The organism is Ensifer sp. NM-2, assembly GCF_003024455.1.
Taxonomy (GTDB): Bacteria; Pseudomonadota; Alphaproteobacteria; order Rhizobiales; family Rhizobiaceae; genus Ensifer; species Ensifer canadensis.
In genome coordinates this window covers 16,956-41,174 of record NZ_PVZR01000006.1, presented here as the reverse complement: position 1 = coordinate 41,174, position 24,219 = coordinate 16,956, and the positions used below count along the sequence as shown (strand labels likewise).

23 protein-coding genes are annotated in these 24,219 nt (G+C 61.4%); 11 read left to right on the top strand and 12 right to left on the bottom strand.

Annotated elements, in window-relative coordinates:
* Positions 1-9: 9 nt before the first annotated feature.
* The gene (locus tag C6558_RS13980; protein ID WP_025429392.1) at positions 10-363 is read right to left on the bottom strand and encodes a helix-turn-helix domain-containing protein; all 354 of its coding nucleotides are present in this window, start codon (positions 361-363) and stop codon (positions 10-12) included.
* Positions 364-463: 100 nt separating this feature from the next.
* On the opposite strand from C6558_RS13980, the gene C6558_RS13975 reads away from it, so the two are divergent.
* From C6558_RS13975 to C6558_RS13965, 3 genes are all read left to right on the top strand, one after another.
* A complete protein-coding gene (locus C6558_RS13975) occupies positions 464-1,477 on the top strand; it encodes a zinc-binding alcohol dehydrogenase family protein (protein WP_107027412.1) in 1,014 nt (337 codons plus the stop codon).
* A gap of 228 nt (positions 1,478-1,705) precedes the next feature.
* Positions 1,706-2,014, top strand: coding sequence for a putative quinol monooxygenase (locus tag C6558_RS13970; protein WP_025429394.1), 309 nt, complete (start codon positions 1,706-1,708; stop codon positions 2,012-2,014).
* 250 nt (positions 2,015-2,264) lie between these two features.
* Complete coding sequence (locus C6558_RS13965) at positions 2,265-2,549, top strand: hypothetical protein (protein WP_025429395.1); 285 nt, start codon at positions 2,265-2,267, stop codon at positions 2,547-2,549.
* 205 nt (positions 2,550-2,754) lie between these two features.
* Here C6558_RS13965 and C6558_RS13960 read toward each other — a convergent pair whose 3' ends face one another.
* The 5 genes from C6558_RS13960 to C6558_RS13940 form a co-directional block, all read right to left on the bottom strand.
* Positions 2,755-4,998: a TonB-dependent receptor gene (locus tag C6558_RS13960; protein WP_245449174.1), complete on the bottom strand. Its 2,244-nt coding sequence runs from the start codon at positions 4,996-4,998 to the stop codon at positions 2,755-2,757.
* Positions 4,999-5,182: 184 nt separating this feature from the next.
* Positions 5,183-6,121 (bottom strand): FecR family protein, encoded by a 939-nt coding sequence (locus C6558_RS13955; protein ID WP_107027411.1) that lies wholly within the window; start codon positions 6,119-6,121, stop codon positions 5,183-5,185.
* Between the two features lie 150 nt (positions 6,122-6,271).
* Positions 6,272-6,793, bottom strand: coding sequence for an RNA polymerase sigma factor (locus tag C6558_RS13950; protein WP_107027410.1), 522 nt, complete (start codon positions 6,791-6,793; stop codon positions 6,272-6,274).
* A 636-nt stretch (positions 6,794-7,429) separates the two neighbouring features.
* The gene (locus tag C6558_RS13945) at positions 7,430-7,741 is read right to left on the bottom strand and encodes a hypothetical protein (protein WP_025429399.1); all 312 of its coding nucleotides are present in this window, start codon (positions 7,739-7,741) and stop codon (positions 7,430-7,432) included.
* Positions 7,742-7,966: 225 nt separating this feature from the next.
* Positions 7,967-8,932: a GGDEF domain-containing protein gene (locus C6558_RS13940; RefSeq protein WP_244497406.1), complete on the bottom strand. Its 966-nt coding sequence runs from the start codon at positions 8,930-8,932 to the stop codon at positions 7,967-7,969.
* Between the two features lie 373 nt (positions 8,933-9,305).
* On the opposite strand from C6558_RS13940, the gene C6558_RS13935 reads away from it, so the two are divergent.
* The 4 genes from C6558_RS13935 (at position 9,306) to C6558_RS13920 (ending at position 13,021) form a co-directional block, all read left to right on the top strand.
* Positions 9,306-10,244, top strand: a complete 939-nt coding sequence (locus C6558_RS13935; RefSeq protein WP_244497405.1) for a LysR substrate-binding domain-containing protein — start codon at positions 9,306-9,308, stop codon at positions 10,242-10,244.
* A 72-nt stretch (positions 10,245-10,316) separates the two neighbouring features.
* A complete protein-coding gene (locus C6558_RS13930) occupies positions 10,317-11,480 on the top strand; it encodes an adenosylhomocysteinase (RefSeq protein WP_057222794.1) in 1,164 nt (387 codons plus the stop codon).
* A gap of 12 nt (positions 11,481-11,492) precedes the next feature.
* Complete coding sequence (locus C6558_RS13925) at positions 11,493-12,497, top strand: Gfo/Idh/MocA family protein (RefSeq protein WP_057222793.1); 1,005 nt, start codon at positions 11,493-11,495, stop codon at positions 12,495-12,497.
* A gap of 161 nt (positions 12,498-12,658) precedes the next feature.
* Positions 12,659-13,021, top strand: coding sequence for a hypothetical protein (locus C6558_RS13920; RefSeq protein ID WP_057222792.1), 363 nt, complete (start codon positions 12,659-12,661; stop codon positions 13,019-13,021).
* 87 nt (positions 13,022-13,108) lie between these two features.
* Here C6558_RS13920 and C6558_RS13915 read toward each other — a convergent pair whose 3' ends face one another.
* The 3 genes from C6558_RS13915 to C6558_RS13905 form a co-directional block, all read right to left on the bottom strand.
* Positions 13,109-13,594: a pyridoxamine 5'-phosphate oxidase family protein gene (locus C6558_RS13915; RefSeq protein ID WP_057223359.1), complete on the bottom strand. Its 486-nt coding sequence runs from the start codon at positions 13,592-13,594 to the stop codon at positions 13,109-13,111.
* 131 nt (positions 13,595-13,725) lie between these two features.
* The gene (locus tag C6558_RS13910) at positions 13,726-14,328 is read right to left on the bottom strand and encodes a hypothetical protein (RefSeq protein WP_057222791.1); all 603 of its coding nucleotides are present in this window, start codon (positions 14,326-14,328) and stop codon (positions 13,726-13,728) included.
* Positions 14,329-14,374: 46 nt separating this feature from the next.
* A complete protein-coding gene (locus C6558_RS13905) occupies positions 14,375-14,689 on the bottom strand; it encodes a PepSY domain-containing protein (protein WP_057222790.1) in 315 nt (104 codons plus the stop codon).
* Between the two features lie 389 nt (positions 14,690-15,078).
* On the opposite strand from C6558_RS13905, the gene C6558_RS13900 reads away from it, so the two are divergent.
* The 3 genes from C6558_RS13900 to C6558_RS13890 all read left to right on the top strand — a co-directional run bounded on the left by C6558_RS13900 (position 15,079) and on the right by C6558_RS13890 (position 19,598).
* Complete coding sequence (locus C6558_RS13900) at positions 15,079-16,260, top strand: low temperature requirement protein A (RefSeq protein ID WP_057222789.1); 1,182 nt, start codon at positions 15,079-15,081, stop codon at positions 16,258-16,260.
* 104 nt (positions 16,261-16,364) lie between these two features.
* Positions 16,365-17,585 (top strand): FAD-binding oxidoreductase, encoded by a 1,221-nt coding sequence (locus C6558_RS13895; RefSeq protein WP_057209991.1) that lies wholly within the window; start codon positions 16,365-16,367, stop codon positions 17,583-17,585.
* A 78-nt stretch (positions 17,586-17,663) separates the two neighbouring features.
* The gene (locus tag C6558_RS13890) at positions 17,664-19,598 is read left to right on the top strand and encodes an AI-2E family transporter (RefSeq protein WP_082523733.1); all 1,935 of its coding nucleotides are present in this window, start codon (positions 17,664-17,666) and stop codon (positions 19,596-19,598) included.
* Between the two features lie 413 nt (positions 19,599-20,011).
* Here C6558_RS13890 and C6558_RS13880 read toward each other — a convergent pair whose 3' ends face one another.
* Together C6558_RS13880 and C6558_RS13870 are read right to left on the bottom strand one after the other, a co-directional pair.
* The gene (locus C6558_RS13880) at positions 20,012-20,158 is read right to left on the bottom strand and encodes a DUF1127 domain-containing protein (protein WP_067698903.1); all 147 of its coding nucleotides are present in this window, start codon (positions 20,156-20,158) and stop codon (positions 20,012-20,014) included.
* A gap of 270 nt (positions 20,159-20,428) precedes the next feature.
* Complete coding sequence (locus C6558_RS13870; RefSeq protein ID WP_057209994.1) at positions 20,429-21,364, bottom strand: LysR family transcriptional regulator; 936 nt, start codon at positions 21,362-21,364, stop codon at positions 20,429-20,431.
* Positions 21,365-21,563: 199 nt separating this feature from the next.
* Between C6558_RS13870 and C6558_RS13860 the strand changes: the two genes are divergently transcribed.
* Positions 21,564-23,258, top strand: a complete 1,695-nt coding sequence (locus C6558_RS13860) for a GMC family oxidoreductase (protein ID WP_107027409.1) — start codon at positions 21,564-21,566, stop codon at positions 23,256-23,258.
* A gap of 94 nt (positions 23,259-23,352) precedes the next feature.
* On the opposite strand, the gene C6558_RS13855 is transcribed toward C6558_RS13860, so the two are convergent.
* A complete protein-coding gene (locus tag C6558_RS13855) occupies positions 23,353-24,216 on the bottom strand; it encodes an alpha/beta fold hydrolase (RefSeq protein WP_084815626.1) in 864 nt (287 codons plus the stop codon).
* Between the last annotated feature and the right edge of the window lie 3 nt (positions 24,217-24,219).

Here is a 24,219-nt window from a genome sequence, read left to right as displayed (position 1 = left end):
TTGCGGCAATCAGGCCGCAACACTCCCGGTCGACGGCATGTTGGCGTCCCCCCAGGTCTTGAGCGCAAGGATGACGGGCTCCAGCGTGCGGCCACGTTCCGAGAGATCATAGTCGACCCTGGGCGGAACCTGGGCGAACACCTTGCGCGTGATCAGGCCGTCGGCCTCCAGCTCGCGCAACTGGTTCGTCAGCATGCGCTGGGTAACGTTCGGCAGCTTCCGGCGGATTTCGTTGAAGCGCATGGTGCCCGACATCAGGTGGTAGAGAACGACCCCCTTCCACTTGCCGTCGATCAGGCTGAGCGTCGCTTCGACGGCACATCCCGGACTGCAGTCGAAACGATCGTGGCGTGTGCGTCCCATCCAATGGTATCCTTTTCGACACTATGGGCTTTTTATGTGCGTTCTTGCGATCTTGCAGCATAGTGCGCATCTTGGCCACGTTCAACCGATGGAGCATTCAATGCGAGCCGTAGCCTACCAAATCCCCCAACCGATCGAAGCCGAAACGTCGCTGGTCGATATCGACCTGCAGCGCCCGGAACCCGAGGGCCGGGACATCCTCGTCGAAGTCAAGGCGATCTCGGTCAATCCGGTCGACACGAAGATCCGCCGCGGAGTGAAGCCCGAACCCGGACAGTGGAAGGTGCTCGGCTGGGATGCCGCGGGTGTGGTCAGCGCCGTCGGGCCGTATGCGTCCTTCTTCAAGCCGGGCGACGAAGTCTTCTATGCAGGCGCCATCAACCGCTCCGGCACCAACGCCGAATTTCATCTGGTCGACGAGCGTATCGTCGGCAGAAAGCCGAGGTCGGTGGATTTTTCTGCCGCCGCCGCCCTGCCGCTGACTTCGATCACCGCATGGGAAATGCTGTTCGATCGTCTTGACGTCACCCGCCCGGTCGCAGGCGCTGCAAATGCGATCGTCATCATCGGCGGCGCCGGTGGCGTCGGCTCGATCGCGATACAGATCGCACGAGCGCTGACGGACCTCACTGTCATCGCCACTGCGTCTCGCCCCGAAACGGTAGAATGGGTAAAATCGCTCGGCGCCCATCACGTTGTCGATCACCGGCAGCCGCTTGCTGCACAAATCGAAGCCCTCGGGCTTGGCCAGCCGGGCTTCGTGTTCTCGACGACCAATACCGGCGATCACCTTGATCAGATCGTCGAACTGATCGCGCCCCAGGGACGTTTCGGCCTGATCGACGACCCCAAGCAACTCGACGCGCTTCCACTCAAGCGCAAAAGCATCTCGCTGCATTGGGAGCTGATGTTCACACGCTCGCTGTTTGCGACCGCCGATATCGAGAAACAGAATGTCCTCTTGAACAGAGTGTCGGATCTGGTCGACGCAGGCAAGATCAAGTCCACGCTCAACGAGCATTTCGGGACGATCAATGCGGCCAACCTGAAGCGCGCGCACGCGGTAATCGAGTCCGGTAGGGCCAAGGGCAAGATTGTGCTCTCCGGTTTTTAGACGAGCGGGCGAAGCGCCGCCTTCCTCTTTCGCAAAAGCATGATGCCTGCTGCGAAGCCGCCCCATCGGGGCGGCCACGGCCGGCGTGTGTGCGCAAAAAGATCAAAAGAGGTCATGGGGAGGAGGCTGCCTCGATGACCGTACTTGCCGCCTGCTCCAGACCCGACGCCATCCCGCCAACCGAGCCTCTCGCGCCGCCAGGCGTCCCTATCCACAAGGATTGCAATGATGACACATTCCGCCGAGAAGGTGATTTCCTTGGCAATACTGACCGCAGAACCCGGCAAACGCGACGCATTGCGTGACGGGCTGCTCGCCCTGATCGAGCCGACCCGCAACGAGCCCGGCTGCCTCGACTACGTCCTGTTCGAAATGCAGGAAGAGCCGGGCACGTTCTACATGCGAGAAGCGTTCACAGACGGGGCCGCCCTCGACGCGCACTTTCAGACGCCGCACTTCCTGGCATTCGCAGCGACGGCGGATGACCTGCTTGCCCGCCCTCTGCAGTTGGTGTTCCTCAACCAGGTTTCTACCTGAGAAAAATCGAAGTTTCGTCCTCGACGATGTGCCGTACCAAACCGTTCGCAGGGCGTTTCCGCATTCGACAGTAGCCCGCTTTCCCCTGGCGATCACCACTCTGCGATTGCCCGTCGGCCAGAGATCGAATTGCACGCAAAGGCGTGTCACGCGTCGGTCACGCGCAAACAGATAAGAGGCGTGTTACTACAACCATACCCGCAGCGGCGCGAGTGTTTGTCGTCAATCGCCGTATGGTTTGAGCAAGATCATGCAACGCTATCTTTTTCACATCCACCTGGCAGGCGTTACCAGCCGCGACAAAGTCGGCACCCTGCTTGCCAACGATAGCCAGGCCGTCGAACACGGCCGCCTGGTGGCGGACGAAATTGCTGAGGAGGATGACTATCATGGCGTCATCGTCGCGGTAGAGAATGCCGAGGGTCGGTTGTTGGCGCGGCTGACGGCTTCCAGAGCGATGCCTCCCTGGCTGATCGCGAGATCGAAGTTCGAGCATGCCTGGGCGGAAATGAGCATCGATTTCAGTAAATTGTAATGTAACAGCAAGATTTCAGCACGAAAACTATAGGCATCTGGCTACAGCGCAGCGCGTCTTATTAGACGCGCAAAGGTCGCTGTAGCACTTTGAATGGCTGCATGTTTTTATCCTTAAATCGAATACGATTTGAGGAAACATGCGGTGGGCAACTCGCCGGCAAGGTGGAAGAGGCATCGATGATGCCTCTTCCTTCGATGTCGTCTCAGAATGTCGCCTTGGCACTCAGGATGAAGGAGCGGCCGGGTTCATAGAGTGGCGTGACGGTGCCGAATTCCTGACCGTAGGTGGCGCGCTCTGAGTAGGTCTCGTCGAAGATGTTGTTGATCTCGGCGCGCAGGGTCAGATTGCTGTGGCTCGGCGGCTGATACTCGACGAAGGTGTTGAACACCTTGTAGCCCTCAAGAGGCGGGGTGCCGGCGGCAACATCGTCATTGTCGAGTGCGATCTCGACATCGCCGCCGATGGTGACACCCCAATCGATGAAGCTGTGCGCGGCCAGGAGCGTGATGAACTGACCGGCCGGGGCCGCCAGATAGATACCGGTGTCGGAGTCGGCCGGCTTGCCGTCGATCGAGACATCGATATTGGCGTATTTGACCTTGAAGTAACCGTCGCCCCAGTCGTATCCGGCACCGAGCTCGAAGCCCTTCGAGCGCACATCATGATTCTCGATGGCCCTTGCGACCGCGTATTTGGCTGTGCGTGCGTCGTCGATATCTGTGTGGAAGAGGCTGCCTTCCACGGTGAAACCGTCATGCTTGGCGACAAGGCCGAAGGCATAATTGTCGGCCGTTATTGGCTCCGGGCCGGTTCCATAGTTCCAGTTCGGGTTCATGATGAAGTTTTCGGCAAGCGGGACGCCGGCCCAGACGTGGGAGTAGCCGGCTTTGGCCGTCAGCAGGTCCTCGATCAGATCATATTCGCCGGAGACGTTGCCGCTGAAACCGGCATTGTCCCACTTCTCATTTGTGGTGCCGGTGAACCATTGCTGGTCGCCGCGCGCACCGAAGGAAAGCCGGGTGCGTTCCCAGGGTTCGAGCCGCGCCTGCGCATAGATGCCGACATTTCGCGCGCGCTCGGTCGAGGCATCGAAGCGATCTTCGAGTTCAGCCTTGTCGTTGTAGAAATCGACGCCGGCGGTGATGCTGCCGAGATCGAAGCTGAACTTGTTTTCGAACTTGCCGTTGAAGCTGCCGGTTTCGCCGGCGCCGGGATAGGGGACCGATATCGTGCTTGGCGGCACCGGGCGAGGAAAGATCGGGATCTCTAGCCGCGTCGAGCTGTGGGCCAACACCACGGTTGGATCCCACCAATCCTCAGGCGTGCTGTCGGTATAGGAGAAGACCGTGTTCTGCCGGTCGAGCGTATAGTCGCGCACGCGCGGTTCCCACGGCGGGCGGCCCGAGATGAAGCCGGTATTGGCGCGGAACGGGCGCGGGGCGTCGTCGTAGACGCGTTCATGGCTGATCTCGAAACGATCACCACTCTCGAACTCGTATGCCACCTTGCCGAGCCCGCTCAGGAGATCGGTGCGCGTTCCCTCGACGATGCTGCCGTTGCCGGATTTGAACTCGTCCCCCTTGGCAAAATTGAAGTAGCCGAGAAATTCGAGCCCTTCCTGCATGCCGTAGGCGGAGATTCCGGTCTGGAAGGTTTTGCTGTTGAAGTTGTAGTTGGAGCTGACGAAGCCGCCATAGCCGTCGCCGTCGAGCAGGTCGCGGGCATCCTTCGTTTCATAGGCAATGGCGCCGCCGAGCGCGCCTGGTCCTACATCCGCAGGCGCGATGCCGGCATCGACGCGCACGGCCTTCAGCAGGCTCGGATCGATGAGGTTGGTTGCGTTGTGATGGAAGACCTTGTTGTTCTGGCGGCCGCCATCCATGGTAACGGCGAGATTGTTTTCCTCGATGCCGTGAACATAGACCTTCTGCGACATCGGCAGCGAGCTACCAACCTCGATCCCTGGCTCGCCGCGGAAGACGTCGGCGATATTCGCCGGGTTGAGAAGTTCGAGCTCCTTCTGGCTGATGACGATTTCACCGACGCCGGTGGCGTCCCCGAATACCGAAATCGGATCAAGCGCCGTAGAGCCGTCGGCCGGCGCCACTGCCGCGCCGCCACCGGCCGCCCCTGTCCCGATCACGGCCGTTCGCCCGCCGGAGATGCGATACTCGATGCCCGTGCCGGAAAGCAGCCGTGCAAGCGCCTCCTCCGGCGCGTAGGAACCGACGACCGCCTTGGACAGGACGCCACGGGACACCGAAGCGGCAAGCGTCACCTGCAGGCCCGATTGCCGGCCAAAGACGTTGAGCGCGTCGGCAAGCGGTTGTGCCGGCACGTTGAAGTTGCGAGCGGCACTCACTTGTGCCAGTGCATCCTGCGCAAATGCAGGGCTCGGCCAGTTCAGCGACGAGGCCAGGCAAATCGCCATTGCCGTCGTTGCCATCAGCCGTCCCATCGGACGCCCGCCGTCGTCGCCCCAATTCAAACGACGGGATCCCTTGCGGCCTTGCGATATGCACATCGTAGTCTCATCTCCTTGAATTGCGCTCCGTTGCCGAGCGCTTTTCAACAAAGACGAGGACCTCAGTTTCTTTTCTCAGAAAAATTGAATTTTATTGTCAGGATTTTCAGTATTGCGTCAGGACGCGACCATAGGTCGAAAAGGTGCGGACGCGGCCGCCATAGGGTTCGACCAGCGCCTTCAGCGCACCGTCCGGATCATGAAGATCATACAGACCGGTGACCTTAAGACCCGCGAGCTTTCGGTCCGGCACCGCTATCCACGCCGAGTGGTAACGTTGAAGCTGCTCGGCGACCGCACTGATGGACGCATCCTTGACGAAGATCCGGCCGCTGCGCCAGGCGGCGACCTGATCGGGCTGGATGGTGTTGCGGGTAACCGCGCCGTCGCTCGCATTCACGACAGCCATCTCGCCCGGAAGCAGCCTGAAGTCCGACGTTTCCCTGGCGTCCTCGACCGAGACCTGAACGACGCCTCTTTCCAGCTCGACGGTCGTTTCCCCTCCCGCAAGCCGAACGTCGAAGGCGGTACCGACGACCAGAACCGTGACGCCTCCGGCCTCCACCGTAAAGGGCCGCGCCGGATTATGCGCGACATCGAAAAACGCCTCACCGGAAAGCAACGTGACGTGGCGCCCGGCGGCGGTCATCTCCGTCTTGATGGCACTGTCGCCGCCAAGCTCGATGAGCGTTCCATCCTCCAGCGTCACTCTGGCATTCTGGCCGGTGGCGGTGATGTGATCCGCCTGAAGTCGGATCAGCAGCGACGGGCCGGCAAGGACGAGGAATAGGGTCGCGGCAATGGCAGCGACTGCGCTCATGACCGGGCGGCGCCAACGACGCCTGGTGATCGAAATGACGTTGCCGCGCGCCGCGCCTGCCCACAGATGTTCATGGGCCGGAGCCGCTTCTCCCATCAACTGCCAGGTCCTCAACGCATATTGCCAGGCCCGCTGATGATCATCAGAGCGATGCAACCACCGCTGGAAGTCGGCGGTGAGCTCGGGACAATTCGGCTCACTCTTCAGCCGCAGAAACCAGTCCATGGCTTCTTCCAGTGTAGCGGCTGCGATTTCCTGATCCTGGGTCAATATATCCTACGCCGGTCTGGGCCTCTTCCGAGGCACTTCTACCCGAACATTCCCTCTTTTGACAAAGACGAATGACGCGCTTTTTTTTCTCAGGGAGCGACCACTTTAAGTCGCGTTGACCAGAAGTGCCGTGGCAATCTTCATCATCGCTGCCGTGACGTAACGATGGGCGCTGGCTGTCGATATGCCCAGATGCGATGCCACTTCTTCAAGCGTGTAGCCGCCGAAGCGGTGCATCTCGACGGCGACCCGCGCCTCGACAGGCAATTCCGAGAGGATCTGCGAAATCCGGCGAACGTCGTCGCACAGCAAGGTCGATTGTTCCGGCGTCGGCACGTCGGCAGGAACCGACCAGAACGGCACATCGTCCTGGTGGCCGATCGCGGCCACCTTCCGGCGCCTCAGCACATCGAGCGAGAGGTTCCTGACCGTGCGGTAGAGATAGGCGAGGAGCTGGCCTTTTGAAACCGTCCGGGTGCTGGAAGGCAGAAACCGGACAAACGCATCCTGGACGATATCTTCGGCAGCATCGCGCGAGCCTAGCAGGCGGATCGCATAGGCGATGAGCGCCGGACGATGGGCAATAAAGATATCGACGCGCGTTTCGGATTGGGTCTCGGTCGTCATAGGATCCTGGCCGGGAGCGGGTTCGTCCGCGGCGACTGCTTTGCGCGAACGGGCGTAAAATTGGAAACATGTCTATAATAGTCAAGTTTAAAATTCGGTCAGCGGCGAACTTTCCCAGAGAAGAACGAGGGTGTGTCTCAATCGCCGCCATCGTGCACGCCACTACGGTTGGGCGCGGCAGGCGCCACGGACGGCCTGCAGACGGCCGGTTTTAGAGACGCGAGATGGCTATCGCAAAAACCAAGGGCATCGTCAAAGCCTTGCGCCATTGGCGTTTGTGGCAATCCTGTAGCATGAAAATTTAGCCGCCCCAGCAGCTTGGTCTTTGATGGCCGCAGCGCCGCCACGTGAAGCGAAACGCGCATCCAGCCAGACGCGCGCCGGTCACGTGCAGAGCACGACATGTGACGATTGATCTCGGCGGGAGGTCATTATTGGCCGCAGCGCGTGAAATCCGATGGTTGTTCGCTGGCGTCCGGCCAGTTCGAACAGGACGCTGCGGCTTCGCACGACGCATCAATCGACAATCAGTGCGAAGACCTCAAGGATCATCGCCGCGAAGCGTGGGCCAGTGCCGGGGTGTTTGGCAACGGGCTTGCTGCAGGCCCCGCCATATTGCCGTCTACGGATTGGCGGCTAGCCCCCCATTGTCTTTCGCATGGTATCGCCACTGACGACGAGCCCCTTCTTTGCCGCGTCTTCCGCAAGCATCTCCCAGCTGTTTCTGATCGTTGTCGCCATCTGGATCCAGGATCGGTCGATGCCGTTCGCCTCAAGCGTCTCGATCAGCACATCCATTCGCTCGACGCACTCGTCAATATTCAGGTGCAACCGGGATAGCTGGTCGAGCGTAATGCCGGGATGATCCAACAGCCTTGGTATGGTTGTCGCCGCCTTTTTGACGAGCTCGTCTTCTTCGATCAACGAACGCTGCCACGCCTCACACATCGCTGCCCCCAACTCTTACTCAGAACAACAGGATCGACGCAGGCACGACACGGGTCAACGCACCAAGACGGGCATCAAGGCGGCCATACATCCGTCATACGGTGGAACCTTAGTCCCTCTAGACAGGTTGCGCGCGTAAAAAGAGCGGGAACGGACACGGGCGATACCGACGACACATTTTCCCGGCGAGTTTACCGACATCGCGCGACACCGATCGCAATGGCGTCAAACGACCGTGATCTGATTTCGACCGTTGCGCTTGGACTGATAAAGGCCCTCGTCAGCCCGTCGCAAAATATCGCCGATCGTCGCATCCCTTCGGGACATTTCGGTGAGACCGCCGCTGATCGTAGAGAAAAGCTCCAGCCTGTTCTGCAGTTCAAGCGAGATTTGCTGGCGCAGCTTGTCCGCGATCGGCTCGCCCTCGTCGAGCGTCGTCGCCGGCATCAACACCACGAACTCGTCGCCGCCGAGACGTGCCAGCACGTCGTCAGACCGCAGTGCCCGCCGGCAGCCGGTGGCAATCGTCGCCAGCAGCTCGTCGCCGACGGAATGCCCCAGTTCGTCATTGACTGCCTTGAAATTGTCGACGTCGAACATCAGCAGGCATGTCGGACGGCGGGTGCGCGTGGCCAGATCGAACTCGATCGCAAGCACGTCGAGCAGTTTTCGGCGATTGAAGAGGCCGGTCAGCGGATCGGTTTCGCTTTGTTGGCGCAACTGATGCTCAATGGCGTTCTTCTCGGTGATATTGCTGGCAACCCAGACCACGGCGTCCTCGCCGTCGACAGGAAAATCGAGCGCCTGGACCCGGCCTTCAAACCAGATCGGATGATCGGGCCCAGCATCTTCAAGGCCCTTAACGTCGCTTCCGGCGAGGCTGTATTCGACGATGTGCAATGCCCGGGAGCCGAGCGCCTTTTCGATTTCCAGCGCAAACCACAGCGCCTTGTCATGGGCAAGGACGTCAAAAACGCTCTGACCGACAAGACTGCTGCCATCGTGATAGTAGCGGTGATCCGCCCCACCGAACAGGGCCGCATAACGGCCGCTGCGCGTCAGGATGAACGCCGGGTCGGGCAAGGCGGCAAGAATGAGAGTGAGCTGATCGCGGGAAAACCGCACCTCGTTCTTCACAGGTGCATCCGCGGCGGCACGACTAGGCGATACGCTCATGACGATGACATCCATGCATTATCTTCTTCCCTTGTCTCCTCGGCCCATAGACGAAAGAGCAGGCGGTACAGACTTGGCTCAAAGTGATGCTGTCGCAAAAAACCTTCGAAATATTCAATTTTTTAAGCTACATCCACCAGCGCCCCTAAGCGAGCATGGAGCGCATCCCTATGCGAGCTGGAACGCAAGCCATGCCCGGAAAATAGGCATATCAGTGTGACAACAACATAGGACAAGCACGCACGCCTTCTCGCTGCCGAGCGGATAGGCGCTCTTGTCTGCGCACCCGCTGAGCAGACGGCTCGTTCATCCCAAACGCAATGTTCGACAGCCGGTCTCCGGATAGGCTATGCACGAGGTCGAGAAGGGCCGTTGGCCGAGGCGTATGATGCAGACAGACGACCTGAACCTGAAATCCCAGCGTCCGTTGCCGCCGCTGAACGCCCTGCGCGCCTTCGATGCGCTGGCCCGGTGCGGCAGCCTGCGCGCAGCCGCAATCGAGCTCGGCGTCGTGCCCGGTGCCGTGCGCCAGCAGCTTGCAAGCCTCGAGGAGCATTTCGGCTTTGCCCTGCTCGATCGCGACGGTGGCCGCGTGACCCTCAATCCGGCCGGAGGGCGGCTCGCCGATGCCGTCGGTGTCGCCTTCGCCATCGTCTCGCGTGCGGCGGAAGAGATCTCGTCGAGCGGCAGCACCGTCCGGCTGCGGCTCGGCGTGCCGATGCCGATGGCCTCGGCATGGCTTATGCCGCGCCTGGCAACGCTGCAAAGCGCCGTCTCGGGCCTTGAGGTCGATATCATCCCGGTTGCCGTCAACCAGTCGCTGACTGACATGCCTGAAATCGATGCCCTGATCGTTGGCGGTGAATACCGACCGCTGCCCGATATAGCCGCGACCGCCTTCATGGACGACCGGTTTGGCCCGGTGCTCACCGTCGGGCAACCGTCCCCCGGCCTTACGCCGCCCGATCTCGCGGACATGACCGCACTGGTCGCCCGCACGGTGCCCTATCTCTGGGACGACTGGTTTCGCGAAAGCGGCAATGCTCCGGTCCGCTTCCGCAAACGGATCGAGGTGGACGATCTGACGCTGGCCCTCAGTGCCGCCCGCAGCGGGCTTGGCGTCACCATCGCGCCGGCGGCATCGATCGAAACGGACCTTGCCTCCGGCGCGCTCGAAGCGCCGTTTGGTTTTGTCAGCCGGCCGACCGGCTATCGGTTCTGCTGCCGCATTGCCGACAGGGACCGCAAGCCGATTGCTGCCCTGCGGAATTGGCTGCTCGCAGAGGGGCGGCGCCAGGAAGGAAAACTGCCCTCCGCCGCAGTTTAATGTCTCTGCCATAGGACAGGCTGCCCGGACTATCTTTGCCGGCACCATCGACAGACAGCCAGGACCCTCACCATGACCACCTCCAGCCATCCGTCCCGTATCGAGTGGGTCGGGCAAAGCTGCGCGCTTCTGCGCGCCATTGCTGCCGAGTTTGAAACAACCCTCCCGTTCAAGGGCCTGACGATCGGAACGGCAATCCATCTGGAGCCAAAGACCATAGCGCTGCTGATGACGCTCAGGGCCGGCGGCGCGCAGCTCGTGGCGACCGGCAACCTGAACAGCACCCAGCCGGCGACGGTCGATTATCTGAAACGTCAGGGCATCACCGTCATCGGTGGGCAGACGACCGATGCGACTGCCCATTCCGGCTTCATCGACGCCCTTATGGGTCATCAACCCGACCTGCTGCTCGACAACGGGGGCGACCTTTTCGCCCGCGTGGCCGAGCGGCCCTATCGCAAGCTGCTCGGCGGCACGGAGGAGACAACCTCCGGTCGGACCCGGTTGGAGCCGATGCGCGGTGCCATCGGCCTGCCGGTGCTGGTGATCAACGACAGCCCCATCAAGCAGTTTGCCGAGAACCGCCATGCGGTCGGCCAGAGCCTGTTCGAAAGCTACATGCGCTTCACCAACCGCTCGACCAATGGCAAGCGCGTGACGGTTTTCGGCTATGGCGCCTGCGGCCAAGGCACGGCCGCCTGCTTTCGCAGTGCCTACAGCGCGGTCAGCGTCGTAGATGTCGACCCGGTTGCAACACTCGAGGCCCATCTCGACGGTTTCTCGACGCCGAGACGCGATGACGCCATACGCTCGGCCGACGTCATCGTCACGGTCACAGGCTCTGCGAGCATCCTGACGGCTTCGGATCTCGCGGCCCTCAAGGACGGCGTGATCCTCCTCAACGGCGGGCACTTCCCGCACGAGATCGACGTTGCCGGCATGCGCGCCGATGACGCGGTGGTGGCGGTGGAAACCTACGCCGACGAGGGCATCGAGACGCTCGTCCTTGCCGATGGGCGGCGCATCCATATTCTCGGCGCAGGCCACATGGCCAATCTTGCCGGACCAAGGGCACTTGGCAATTCGGTCGAATCCATGGATCTCGGCTTTGCTCTCCAGGCCCGCTGTCTGGAGCGGGTGGCGGGCCACACGCTCGACGCTTCGATGTGCGTCGTGCCGGTGCCCGTAGACATCGACGCCATGGTGGCATCCGCCTATCTCGAACTGCACCGCTGAGGGAACTGACAGATGCTGCGCTGGGGAATTCTTGGAACGAGCTTCATCTCCGACACGATGGCCGGGGCCATCTCTGCGAGCGACGGGTCCCGCATCGGAGCGGTGGCCGGGCGCGATCCGCAGCGGCTCTCGGATTTTGCCGGGCGACACGGCATCGCAAAGCACTATTCCGGCTACGACACGCTGCTCGATGACCCTGATATCGATGTCGTCTATATCGGCCTGCCCAACAACATGCATCATGAGGCGGTGATCCGCGCCGCGGAAAGGGGCAAGGCGGTTCTGTCGGAGAAGTCGCTGACCACGACGATGGCCGAGGCAGAGGCGCTGGCGCAGGCCGTGCGTGACCGCGGTATCTTCTTTCTCGAAGGCTTGATGTATCTCTGCCATCCGTTGATGGCCAAGGCCGGCGAAATCCTGCAGTCCGGCCGGCTCGGTGTGATCCGCTCGGTTTCCGGTCTCTACGCCGCCGATATCCGGAAGTTCGTGAACCCGATGGGCAAGGGGACGATTTTCAATCTCGGCTGCTACCCGGCCTCGCTTTTACATTACGTGATCCAGACGGCCTGCGGGCAGCATGCCTTTTCCAGTCGGTCGACCAGCGCCTTCGGAAATCTCTCGTCGCATGACGGCAATATCTGCGACGCAAGCCTGTTGGTTCGTTTCGACAATGGCGTTCTCGCCACGCTTCAGTCCACCGACAGCTTCGGCATGTCCTTCGCCTTTTCCATCCATGGAGAGCGCGGCGCCTTGCGGTTCCTCACCAATCCCTGGCTGCCGGTGGCTGGCGAAAATCGCCTGGAGCTTTGCGAATATGGCCGCGCTCCGGAAGAAATCGTCGTGCTTTCCGACCATGACGCCTTCGGCCATCAGGTGCGACTGGTGGAGAACTGCCTGAAGGCAGGACTGAAGGAAGCGCCACGCCCGGCACCACGGCTCGCCGATTCACTCGAGATCATGTCGTTGCTCTCCGCCTGGGACGAGCAGGCAAGGCTGTCATCGGCAAGTGGCGCATAGCATCCCCGCCCGCCGCAGCCTGTTTTCAGGCACACGCCATAAGGACGCACGACCCCACCAAAAATGATTGCGAGCGGACCTGGCGCGCCGTTTCAAACGTCATGGTTTGTGCGTATCAATTGCGGACCGCGCGAGGGGCGCGCGGCTTCCTTGGGGGACTTATGAAGAGATTGTTGCTCACCGCAGCGCTGTTTCTCGCCGCGGCCGCGGCCGGAAACGCCCAGACCGTCAACGCCGGAAAATACATCGTCGAAGGCACGAACCTGGATGGTTCCAGCTATTCCGGCACGGCCGAAATCACGCTTGCAAGCGAAACCACCTGCGTCATCGAATGGGACACGGCCGGCGTAAAATCGACCGGCGTCTGCATGCTCAACGGCAATGCCTTCGCCGCAGCCTATGTGCTCGGCGATGCCCTTGGCCTCATCGTCTACAAGGTCAACGGCGATGGCTCGCTTGATGGCACCTGGACGATCACCGGCAAGGATGGCAGCGGCACCGAAACGCTGACCGAGGCCAAGTAACCTTCGCGGCGGAATGCGCTCGGCTATCATGAAAACACCTGCAGTGGGTATCTGCCCGTTGCAGGTGTTTTGTTTTGGACAGGCAGTCTAGGAGAGCTCCACTTTCGCGGTTTTCTCCCTGTACTCTTCCTTTGGATCGCTGCCCAGGAGCAGCTTGATACCGGCAAACAGGCTGGTCTCATTGAGCCAGATTTCCGCTTCGCTCGGCTCGAAACGCAGCAGGGCCAGTTCGGGGTCGTCCTTTCCACCCTCGTACCAGGCGGCGATGTACTGGTTCCACAGCCGGTCGATAACAGTGCGGTCATTGTCGAGGCGAAGGCACCCGTGAACGGTCGCGAACAGTTCATGATCCTTGGATGCAAAAGCAAACATGGCGGGTGTGTTCGCGGCGACATTCTGGGCCACGACGGCACTCCTGACGGTGAAGAACCAGATCGGACCCTGCTCGCCCTCGATCTGCGCCGTCATCGGGCGCGTGTGCCCATGCTCTTTTTCGGACAAGCCAAGCATGACCGTCATGTCCGATTTCAATGTCTTCCAGAGTTTCTTCTTGAGTTCCTCGGGAGTTGCCACTGTCGTATCTCCTTGACGGTTCGACGCGCCGACGCCAATCGTTTCGACAACGGCCTGATTGGCGGTTGGGCGAAACAAAATCAGGGGCCGACCACTCGGCCGGCCGCCTGCTTCGCGATTGCTCGCACGGTCTAGCGGTTGGCGTAGCGCGCCCGCTGCTCTTCGACCTGCGTCGGGCTATAGGGATCGAGGGTCTCGTCGAACCTGCTCCAGCCTTCTTCGCGGTAAGCCGAACGGCGGTCTTCCACATCGACCCAGTTGGAGCGCTGAAGGATCGCCTCTGCCTGAGCAACGTCGTGGTCGGCGACGCGTGCCGTCACCAATGTGCCGCCGCGGCGGACACCCTCGGCATAAACATGGGCATCCTCTTCCGGCACGCCGGAATCCGTGAGCGCGCCAACAATGCCGCCCACAGCACCACCGGCAACTGCACCGGCGGCAGCTCCAGCAGCGGTCGCGGCAAGCCAGCCGGCCGCAACCACCGGACCGACGCCTGGGATTGCCATCAGCCCGAGGCCTGTCAGAAGACCGCCCGCGCCGCCGACCGCGGCGCCGATGCCTGCACCGGTGCCAGCACCTTCGGCAGCGCCCTCCGTGTCATCGACTTTATATCGGCCTTCTGCATTGCTCGCGACCATGCTGACATCACCATCGGGGATACCAGCGGCTTTCAGCGCGCGCACGGCTTCAGAAGCCTGATCATAGGTGTCGAAAAGTCCTGAAACAGTTTTCATGTCGATTTTTCCTTGAATGGATTTACTGAGATTTCTCGGCCAACAATCAGTTGGCGACGATGTTGCCCTGGTAGTCGAGTGCGACGGTCACGGGCTTTCCGTCCTTGGTGGCAGACGCCTGCCAGATACCCTTGTCATCCAGTTTCAATTCGCTGACGGCGGTGTAACCGCCTTCCTGCAGCCGGGCGCGTGCCTGCTCTTCGGTGAAGCTGTTGGCACCTTCGACAGGCGCTGTCGGATTGGTAGTGTCGGGCGTGGCGACTGCTGGCGTTTCAGCCTCCGGCGAAGGGGTCGGCGTCTGGGCGTAAGCACTAAGCGCGCTTGCGGCCAGAAAAGCTGTCGCGACAATTACTCGTTTCATTGTTGTCTCCTCGATGCGTCATTGAACGATGCTGGGACAACGCGAGTACTTGGCGATGGTTCCTGCCTCACATCAGAACAAATTGAAAATTGTTCAATCACCTTAACAGGTTACCGGCGCTGCGCACGCTCTCGATCGGGCACGACAAGGCCCGCCGGGATTGATGACAGCGCCAAGCCAAACGCCTCTCGCACAGGAAGGTTCAGTCCGTTGTTTGCAATTGGTGCCGGCAATGCGCAATGGTAGCAACCGCCTATCAGCAGGAGGCACTCGCTGACGCGAGCCGCGTGACGCCTCCTGCTCGTCCCAACAGGAAGCAGCCGTTGTTGAAATTCGCCAGCGCCCTAGTTCCCGTTCGAGTTTCGATCGGAACAGCATCGGCGACCTGAATGGCAAGCAATCATAAAGGGGATTGGATCAGGAAGGCGGATGCCGACCAGACACGGGCGAGTTTTCCCGAACTGTTCTTCGACCTCGTTTTCGTCTTCGCGCTCATTCAGCTCGCCCACAAGCTCGCATCCGATTTCAGTGCCACTGCCGTGATCGAGGCCGTCCTGCTGATCCTGGCGATCTGGTGGGTCTGGATCCACACGACATGGGTGACGAACCTGCTCGATACCGAAAAGGAGCCGGTCCGCCTGCTGCTGTTCGGCCTGATGTTTGCCGGCGTACTTCTGGCGATCGCTCTGCCCGAAGCCTTTGGCGACCAAGGACTGGTTTTTGCGGCGATCTACAGCGGTATGCAGATCTGTCGGTCGGCTTTCACGCTTTATGCCTTTCGCCACGCCGACAGGCGATCGTTCCTGACCTTCCTGCGCATCACGATCTGGATGCTGCTCTCCAGCGCCTTCTGGCTGTCCGGCGGGCTAATGGAGATCGAAGGGCGCCTTCTCCTATGGACGCTCGCCCTCCTTGTCGAATACGCGTCGCCGGCGCTCAGGTACTACGTGCCCTTTCTCGGCAAATCGCCCGACGAGACCTTGGATATATCCGGCGCGCACATGGCGGAACGTTGCGCGCTCTTCGTCATCATCTGCCTCGGTGAGACCATCTTGACCACCGGCCGCAATGCGACGGAGCACATGACGGATGATATGACCTTTGCCGTGTTCTGCAGTGCATTCCTCAGCACCGGCTTCATGTGGTGGATCTATTTCCACCACGGCCAGGAAAGGGCGGCATCCAAAGCCGAAGCGACATCACGGCCGGAGACCCTGGCGCTCAATCTATTCACCTACGGCCACCTGCCTGTCGTCGCCGGCATCATCCTGACGGCAGTCGGGGAGGACTTCAGCTTGTCTCACGCCGAAGAATCGAGCTCGCTGAAGCATGCGCTCGCCATGCTCGGCGGCCCGGCGCTTTTCCTCGGCGGCAACATCTGGATCAAGGCCGTCGCGACCCGCCAGTTCCCGGTCTCGCACATCGCCGGGCTCGTGCTTCTCGCCGTCGCGATCCTCATCGTGCCAATTGCCCCCAACTACATCGTTCAGGCCGCATCGACCGCAGTGCTGTTGATCGTGGCGCTTTGGGAATATCTTGCCCTGCGTCGCCTCGCGGCATCGACCGCCTGAGCAGGCGACTGCCTGAGCCACCCGCCAACCGCAACGGTCGCAATCAACCAGAGGAACTTAATCGGCTCCTGCGCATTCACGAATGCGCAGACCTGGAGGGGCACTTGCATTCACTGACCCGAAAACGGGCACTTCGGAAGTCCGAGCCGCTCTGGGCCGATACCCCACGCCATGCGGTGAGGACACAAAGGCGGCTCACCACCCATGATGTCGATGTGCTGATCGTCGGCGCCGGAATCAGCGGTGCGCTGATGGCGAATGCTCTGATTGGCCACAATCTGTCAGTGCTGATGGTCGATCGCCGAAAGCCGATAGGCGGCAGCAGCATGGCCAGCACCGCCATGATCCAGCACGAAATCGACGTGCCGCTGCATCGGTTGAACCGCTTGCGCGGAACCGCTGACGCCGCGCGCGTCTGGCAGCGCTCGGCGAAGGCGGTCGAGCATCTCGCATCGCTCGTCGACGCCCTGCAGATCGATTGCCATTTCGAGCGGAAGAACACGCTTTATCTCTCGGGCGCAAGCTATGGTTCGCGCGCACTTCAAGCGGAAGTGAGTGCCCGCGAGGCTGCAAGCCTCGCCGCAACGCTTCTGCCGCAAGACAAACTGCGCGCCAGGTTCGGTATCGACCGTACCGCGGCGATCGAGACGCATGTCTCCGCATCGGCCAATCCGGCCCAGTTGACCGCCGGCTTCCTCCGCCACGCACAGGCAAACGGCGTCCCCATCGTCGAGACGATCGAGATCACCGATATCAGGGAGGTTGAGGGCCGGAATGCCGTTGCGACGTCCGACGGCCGGATCATCCTAGCGACCCATGTGGTCTTCTGCACGGGCTATGAGTTTCTGAAAGCCGTCGCGAACAAGAAACATGCCATAGTCTCGACCTGGGCGATGGCGACCAGACCTCGTCATCCACGGCCGGAATGGCTCGACGACTATCTCGTCTGGGAGGGCGCCGACCCGTATCTCTATTTTCGCTCGACGCCCGACGGCCGCATCCTCGTCGGCGGCGAGGACGAGGAAAGCGACGATGCCTTCGAGGATCCGGCAAAGTTGAAGGGAAAGTCCGACATCCTGCGCGAAAAGCTCTCCGATCTGATCGGGATCAGGATCGGCGAGCCCGACTACCGTTGGGCCGCCGCCTTCGGTGTTACCGCTGAGGGTCTGCCGATGATCGGCCGCGTTCCCGGTATGCGCAACGCCTTCGCAACCATGGGCTATGGCGGCAACGGCATCACCTTCAGCCAAATCGCCGCCGAGATCATTTCGTCGAGCATCCTGGGGCATGCGGACCCGGACGCTTCGCTGTTTCCGTTCGTCTAGCGGTCGGCGTGGAAACAGCGCCGCATTTGCCGGCCGATCATTCGTGATAGCTTCTGATAAATCCTTGGGGAAATAGGCATGGGCAAGGCAATCGATCAAATCCGGGATCTCGGTGCGCCGCCCTCGATGCAGGGCGTGCGCCCGGCCATGCCCACGTCGCTGACGCTTGTAGGCGCCGCGGCCGTGCTTTACCTCGCGCGCGACGTCTTCCTCCCGATCGCCGTCGCGCTGCTCCTGACCTTCGCACTTGCGCCTGTCGTCGCGGCACTGCGCCGGATCGGCCTGCCACGGGCGTTTGCGGTGATCTCTACCGCGTTGATCACCTTTACCTTGATCGGCATTTTCAGTCTCATCGTCGCACTGCAAGTTGCCGAACTTGCGAAGAACCTGCCCGCCTATCAATCCAACATCGTCATGAAGGTGAAGGACCTGAAGGAAGCCGGCTCCGAAAGCGGCATCATCGATCGCATCGGAAACGTGGTCGAACGCATCAACCGCGAAATTGACCGCCCGACCACGGAGACGCCGACCAGCGTCGAAAGCCCGAAAAGGGATCCGCTGCTGGTCGAGATCTATTCTCGCGACAATCCGATCCAGGTTCTCACCAACATCATAGCGCCGCTGGTCGGCCCGGTGGCGATGGCCGGTCTTGTGGTGGTGGTCGTCATCTTCATGCTGCTGGAACGGGAGGATCTGAGGGACCGATTCATCCGTCTCGCCGGTTTCGGCGATCTGCATCGAACCACCGAGGGCCTGCAGGATGCCGGTAAGCGAGTCGGCCATTACCTGCTGATGCAGTTGATCGTGAACACCGCCTATGGCCTGCCTGTCGCCATCGGTCTTTGGTTTATCGGCATACCCAACGCGGTGCTGTGGGGGTTGCTGGCGATCGTCCTGCGCTTCGTGCCCTATATCGGGCCGGTCATCGCCATGGTGCTGCCGCTGTTTCTGTCGGTGGCGGTCGACAGCGGCTGGTCCATGCTGTTGTGGACGGCCAGCCTGTTCGTGGCGATGGAACTGGTGATCAACAATGTGGTCGAGCCGATGCTCTACGGTTCCAAGACCGGTCTGTCGCCGCTGGCGATCATCGTTTCCGCGATTTTCTGGGCCTGGATCTGGGGGCCTGTCGGACTGATACTGTCGACGCCGCTGACGGTCTGTCTCGTTGTTCTCGGCAAACATGTACCGCAATTCGAATTTCTGCAGGTACTTTTCGGCAGCGATCCGGTGCTCGCGCCGCATGCGCGTCTCTATCAGCGGCTTCTGGCCGGCGATCCGGACGAAGCGACCGATCAGGCCGAGGAGATCCTCGAAGAAGAATACCTCGTCGACTACTACGGCGCGGTCGCCATGCCCGCCCTGGCTTTGGCGGAACAGGATCGCGCCCGTGGTGTCATGAGCGACGAGCAGCGGCTGCGCGTGGCTGCAAGCGGCATGTCGCTGGTCTCCAACCTCGAAGACATTGCGATCGAGGAAAGTCAGGACGATGAGGATGAGAAGGCAGACACGGAAGGCGAACCGGCAAGCCAGCCCATTCCGGATGGCGAAGGCATGACCATCCTGTGCGTCGGCGGCCGGGGCGAGATCGACGATGTCTCCGCCGCGATGCTCGCCCAGGTGCTGCGTGCCGAAGGGGCCGCCGCAACGGCGCTGAGTTTTCGCCAGATCGAACCGGCCAATATCCGCAAGCTCCAGACCGAAGCCGTCGACGCGATCGTCGTCTGCTTTCTCAACCGGGATTCGATCAAGCACGCCCGATTTGTCGTCCGCCGCCTCAAGCGGGTCAACATCAGGGCAAGGGTCGGCATCGTCATTTGGGACACTTCTGCCGACCGTGCAGCGGGCCAGCGCAAGGCAGATACAAGTGCGGAGCAAGTGCCAGGCGCCGACTTCGCTGCGTCAGACATGACGACGGCGGCAATTGAGGCGCTGACGAAGCGGCCCTCGGTTCCGCTTGCAGCCCCCAACAAGACCAAGGTTCGGCGACGACTGGTGCCGCAGCAGACACAATGACGTCTTCAGCGCTGCTGGAGCGGGTAGGGCCTATCTACTTGGAGAGGGGGGCAACCCGGTTCCGAAGACTCAGAAGTCCTACATCAGGACGCGGACATTCCCTGCCAAATGGTCTTCGGTCTGGTGACGCCTGCTTTTTCTCAGGCCGACGGCGTCTGCGACGAGGCGTCGTTGATGAAACACGATCTCGGATGGCGCCAAGAAGATCGAATCGGCGAAGGAACTCAGCATGGCCAAGGATGCCATGGCGGCCAATGACATGGAGAAATGCAAGTCGCATATGGACAATGCGGTCAAGGGCAAGGACGCGATGTAACGCGATCAACTCCGTCCAACGATCGGTCAAAACACAAAAAACGCCCGCTCGGATCCGAGCGGGCGCTTCATGAAATCTTTGATGGTCTCAGGCGCGATTAGCGGCCGAAGGCATTGCGGGCAATGCTCGGGATGTCGGCGCGGTCGATGCCGAGGTCACGCAGTTCGCGCGTGGACATGCGGCCCAGTTCGGAGACCGTCTGCCGGTACTTGAGCCAGTTGTTGAAAGAGCGTGCTACGTTCATGATGATCCCCTTTCCGTGGGCTTTCGAAGCCTAGCTGCCAGTCCTTGGCGCTTCGTTCACTTCGATGAGGGATATATAGTCGATCACCCCCGCAGATAGCAGCGCTAAGACTTCACTCCACCCCTGCAAGCCGCGCATGGATCGTTGTGCCCCAGGGAACTGCAGAAGCCGAGCAGTTGAGCCCCCACGAATGGTCAAAGCGAGCGGCTGGCAGCGCTGAGCCAAAAGGGAACTCGGCCGGAACGCAAACCAGGGCGCCATGCCCGCCCCTCAATGATCCGTCCGCCATATCCTGTCGATGACCTCGAAAGCGAGCGCGACGTTGGGATCGGTGCGTCGGGGCCGAAGACAGACGAAGCCGAGTGTGGTTTCGAGTTTGACCCTGTCGGCGATGACGAGGCCGCTTGCCTGCTGTTCGCTGAGCGCGATCGACTCCCGACAGAGGCTGAGACCAAGCCCCGTGCGAACCATGGCCAGCATCGACGCTTCCTGGTCGACGAGGGCGACGACGTTCTGCTTGAGGTTAAGTTCGCCGAGTTTTCTCGCAAGCAGCCGATGATGAACGGAGGCCGGCGGCGTTCCGATCCAGGGCAGCGCCGCAAGCTCGCTCCAGTCCCTTCCTGCGACGATACCGGCAAAGGCCGGCGGTGCGACGACACGATAGGTCAGCCTCGACAGCGGCTTGACGAAGAACTGCGCCTCGGCCTCCGCACTACGGACATCCGTGCTCGTGCCGAAATCATCGAGGTCGCCGAGAAAGAACCCGACATCGAGTTCGTTGCGCTTCAAACCGATCGCGACTTCACCGCTCATACCCTGGCGAAGGGTGGTTTCAATACCCGGCCCGCTTTCGACCAGGGCTTGGAGAAAGGCACCCAGCCTCGTGAATTCGGGGTCGATGATCGTTCCGATCCGCAGCTTGCCGCGAAGCTGCGCCGTCAGGTGCATCGCCGTCTGCCGGAACTCGGTCACCGACGCCAGCACCTGCTCGCCCTTGGCCGCCAGCAGCGCGCCGTCGCGCGTCAATTCGAGCCCGTTGGCGGTGCGATGGAACAGGGTGAGGCCCAATTCCTGCGACAGGCGCTTCACCTGCAGGCTGACGGCAGGCTGTGTCAGATGCAGCAGTTCGGACGCCCGCGTGACGTTGCCTTCCCGCGCCACCGTGACAAAAGCCCGCAACAATCGCAGATCCAGATGATCAGCCATATAAATATTCCTTATAATACTCAGGCGTATTTATCATTGGATTTCGTCATGCGGTAGCTCTTTACTGTCTTCTGGCGGATCGCAATGCCGCGATCGCTGACAAAAATTATAAAGGGTGGGATGATCTTCGGCCGATACGCGACCCTGCTCGCCGCGACCAGCCCATCGCCCTTTCGGCTGTGTTTGGAAAGTGCCTGCAATGAAGACCGACACCTCAACTGCTGATACCACCGTTTTCGACTATGTGGTCGTCGGCGCCGGCTCGGCCGGCTGCCTGCTTGCCAACCGCCTCAGCCGCGATCCCGGCAAACGGGTCCTGCTGATAGAGGCGGGCCGGCGCGACAACTATCCCTGGATCCATATCCCCGTCGGCTATCTCTATTGCATCGGCAACCCGCGCACCGACTGGCTCTACAAGACCGAGCCGGAAGCAGGATTGAACGGACGGTCGCTGCGCTATCCGCGCGGCAAGACGCTTGGCGGCTGCTCGTCGATCAACGGCATGATCTACATGCGCGGACAATCGCGTGACTATGAGAGCTGGGCGGCCCAGACCAATGATCGCGAGTGGTCCTGGGAGAATTCGCTCCAGGATTTCAAGGCCCATGAGGATCACTACCGGCTCGACGACGGTGCCGATCCCGTCACCGGCGACAACAGCCGGTTTTCCGACATGCATGGCCGCGGCGGCGAATGGCGGATCGAAAAACAGCGGCTGAAATGGGATATCCTGGCATCCTTTGCCGAGGCCGCGGTCCAGGCGGGCATTCCGCGCTCGGCCGATTTCAACAGCGGCGACAACGAGGGCGTCGGCTATTTCGAGGTCAATCAGAAGTCGGGCTGGCGATTGAACACCTCCAAGGCCTTCCTGCGGCCGGTGCGCCATCGCCGCAACCTGGTCGTCTGGACGGAGGCCGAAGTCGAAAAGCTGCTGATCGAAACGACAGCGGATGGCACCAAGCGCTGTACCGGTGTCTCGCTTTATCGCGGCCGCGACAAGGTGACCGTGCGGGCGACGAGCGAAGTCATTCTGTCGGCGGGGGCGATAGGCTCGCCGCAAATCCTGCAACTCTCAGGCATCGGACCGGCCGCGCTGTCGCATGCCATGGGTCTCTCCGTCGAACATGACCTGCCCGGCGTCGGCGAGAACCTGCAGGACCATCTGCAGATCCGCGCCGTCTTCAAGGTCAGGAATGCCAAGACGCTGAACACGCTGGCGAGCAATCTCGCCGGCAAGGCCCGGATCGGGCTCGAATATGTGTTGAAGCGCAGTGGACCGATGAGCATGTCGCCATCGCAACTTGGCGCCTTTTCCCGCTCCGACCCCGACCGCGCCCATGCCAATCTGGAATATCACGTGCAGCCGCTCAGCCTCGACGCCTTCGGCGAGCCGCTGCACAGCTTCCCGGCCTTCACCGCCAGCGTCTGCAATCTCAACCCGACGAGCCGCGGCCATGTGCGGATCCAGTCGCGCGACCGGGGCCAAGCGCCGGCCATTGCTCCGAACTATCTGAGCACGGACGAAGACCGCAAGATCGCCGCCGACAGTATCCGGCAGATCCGATCGATCGTCAGCCAGCCGGCGCTGGCACGATACGAACCGATCGAGTGGAAGCCTGGTATCGAGTTCCAAAGCGATGGCGAACTGGCGAAACTCGCCGGCGATATCGCCAACACCATCTTTCACCCCGTCGGCACCGCCAGGATGGGCGCCAAGGACGACGGTCTAGCCGTCGTCGACAGCCGGCTTCGGGTTCGGGGGATTGGGGGACTGCGGGTGGTCGATGCCAGCGTGATGCCGACCATTACCAGCGGCAACACCAGCGCGCCGACAATGATGATCGCGGAGAAAGCCGCGCGCTGGATCATCGGCGACGCACAAAGGCGAGCCTAACCGGGAGCGTTCGGACGGCCCCCCCATGACGACAGCTGCACGCAACACATTACCAACCGGCCTCGCCTGAGAAGACGAGGCGGGTTGGTGATTTCTACTGGAACATGCCCTTCGGCGTCTCGCCCTTGAAGAACGGCACGATCAAGGCCTCCAGCAGCTCCGGCTGGCCGATGACGGCGGTGTGCGAGGTCGCCGGCAGGATGGCAAGGCGCGAAGCCGGCAGCGGTTTGCCCATGTCGCCCATGCCGCCACCACCGAGCAGCCGGAACATCGCCACCGTATGTTCCAGTGTCGCGACATCGGCATCGCCGGCGATGATCAGCACCGGGGTCTTCAATGCCTTCACGTCCTTTTCCCACGCCATCGGCTCTTTCTCGAGCGCGATCAGCTTGGCGACGAGCGCCGGGAAGCCGTCCGGATTGGCGGCGAGCTTGCGGTAGTCGTCCGCAAACGGCATGCCGACGAACATCTCCACCGTCATCTGCGGGATGAATGCCTTGAATTCCGGTTGCCAGCCCTCGGCATCATAGCCGACGGAAGCCGCCGCCAGCTTGTTGACCTTGTCCGGATGGCGGATGGCGAGCTGCAGCCCGGCGGCCGCGCCCATGGAGTAGCCGAACACATCCGCCTTCTTGACGCCGACGGCATCCATGAACGCCGCCACGTCGTCGGCCAGGTTCGGATAGGTGATCGGCCGGTCGAAGTCGGTGGTGCGCCCATGCCCCTGGAACTCGATCGCGTAGACCTTGTTGGTCTCGGCGAGCTTGGGAATGATCGCCCCCATGGACGGAATATTCATATAGGCGCCGTGCAGGACGATGAGCGGCTCGCCCTCGCCGGACACTTCGTAATACATCTTCATGCCGTTGACTTCGACCCGCTCGCCAACCGGCTGGCCATCGGCAAGTGCCGGCCCGGCAATGTGCAAGGCTGCTGCGATAAGGGCAGTACGAAACATCAT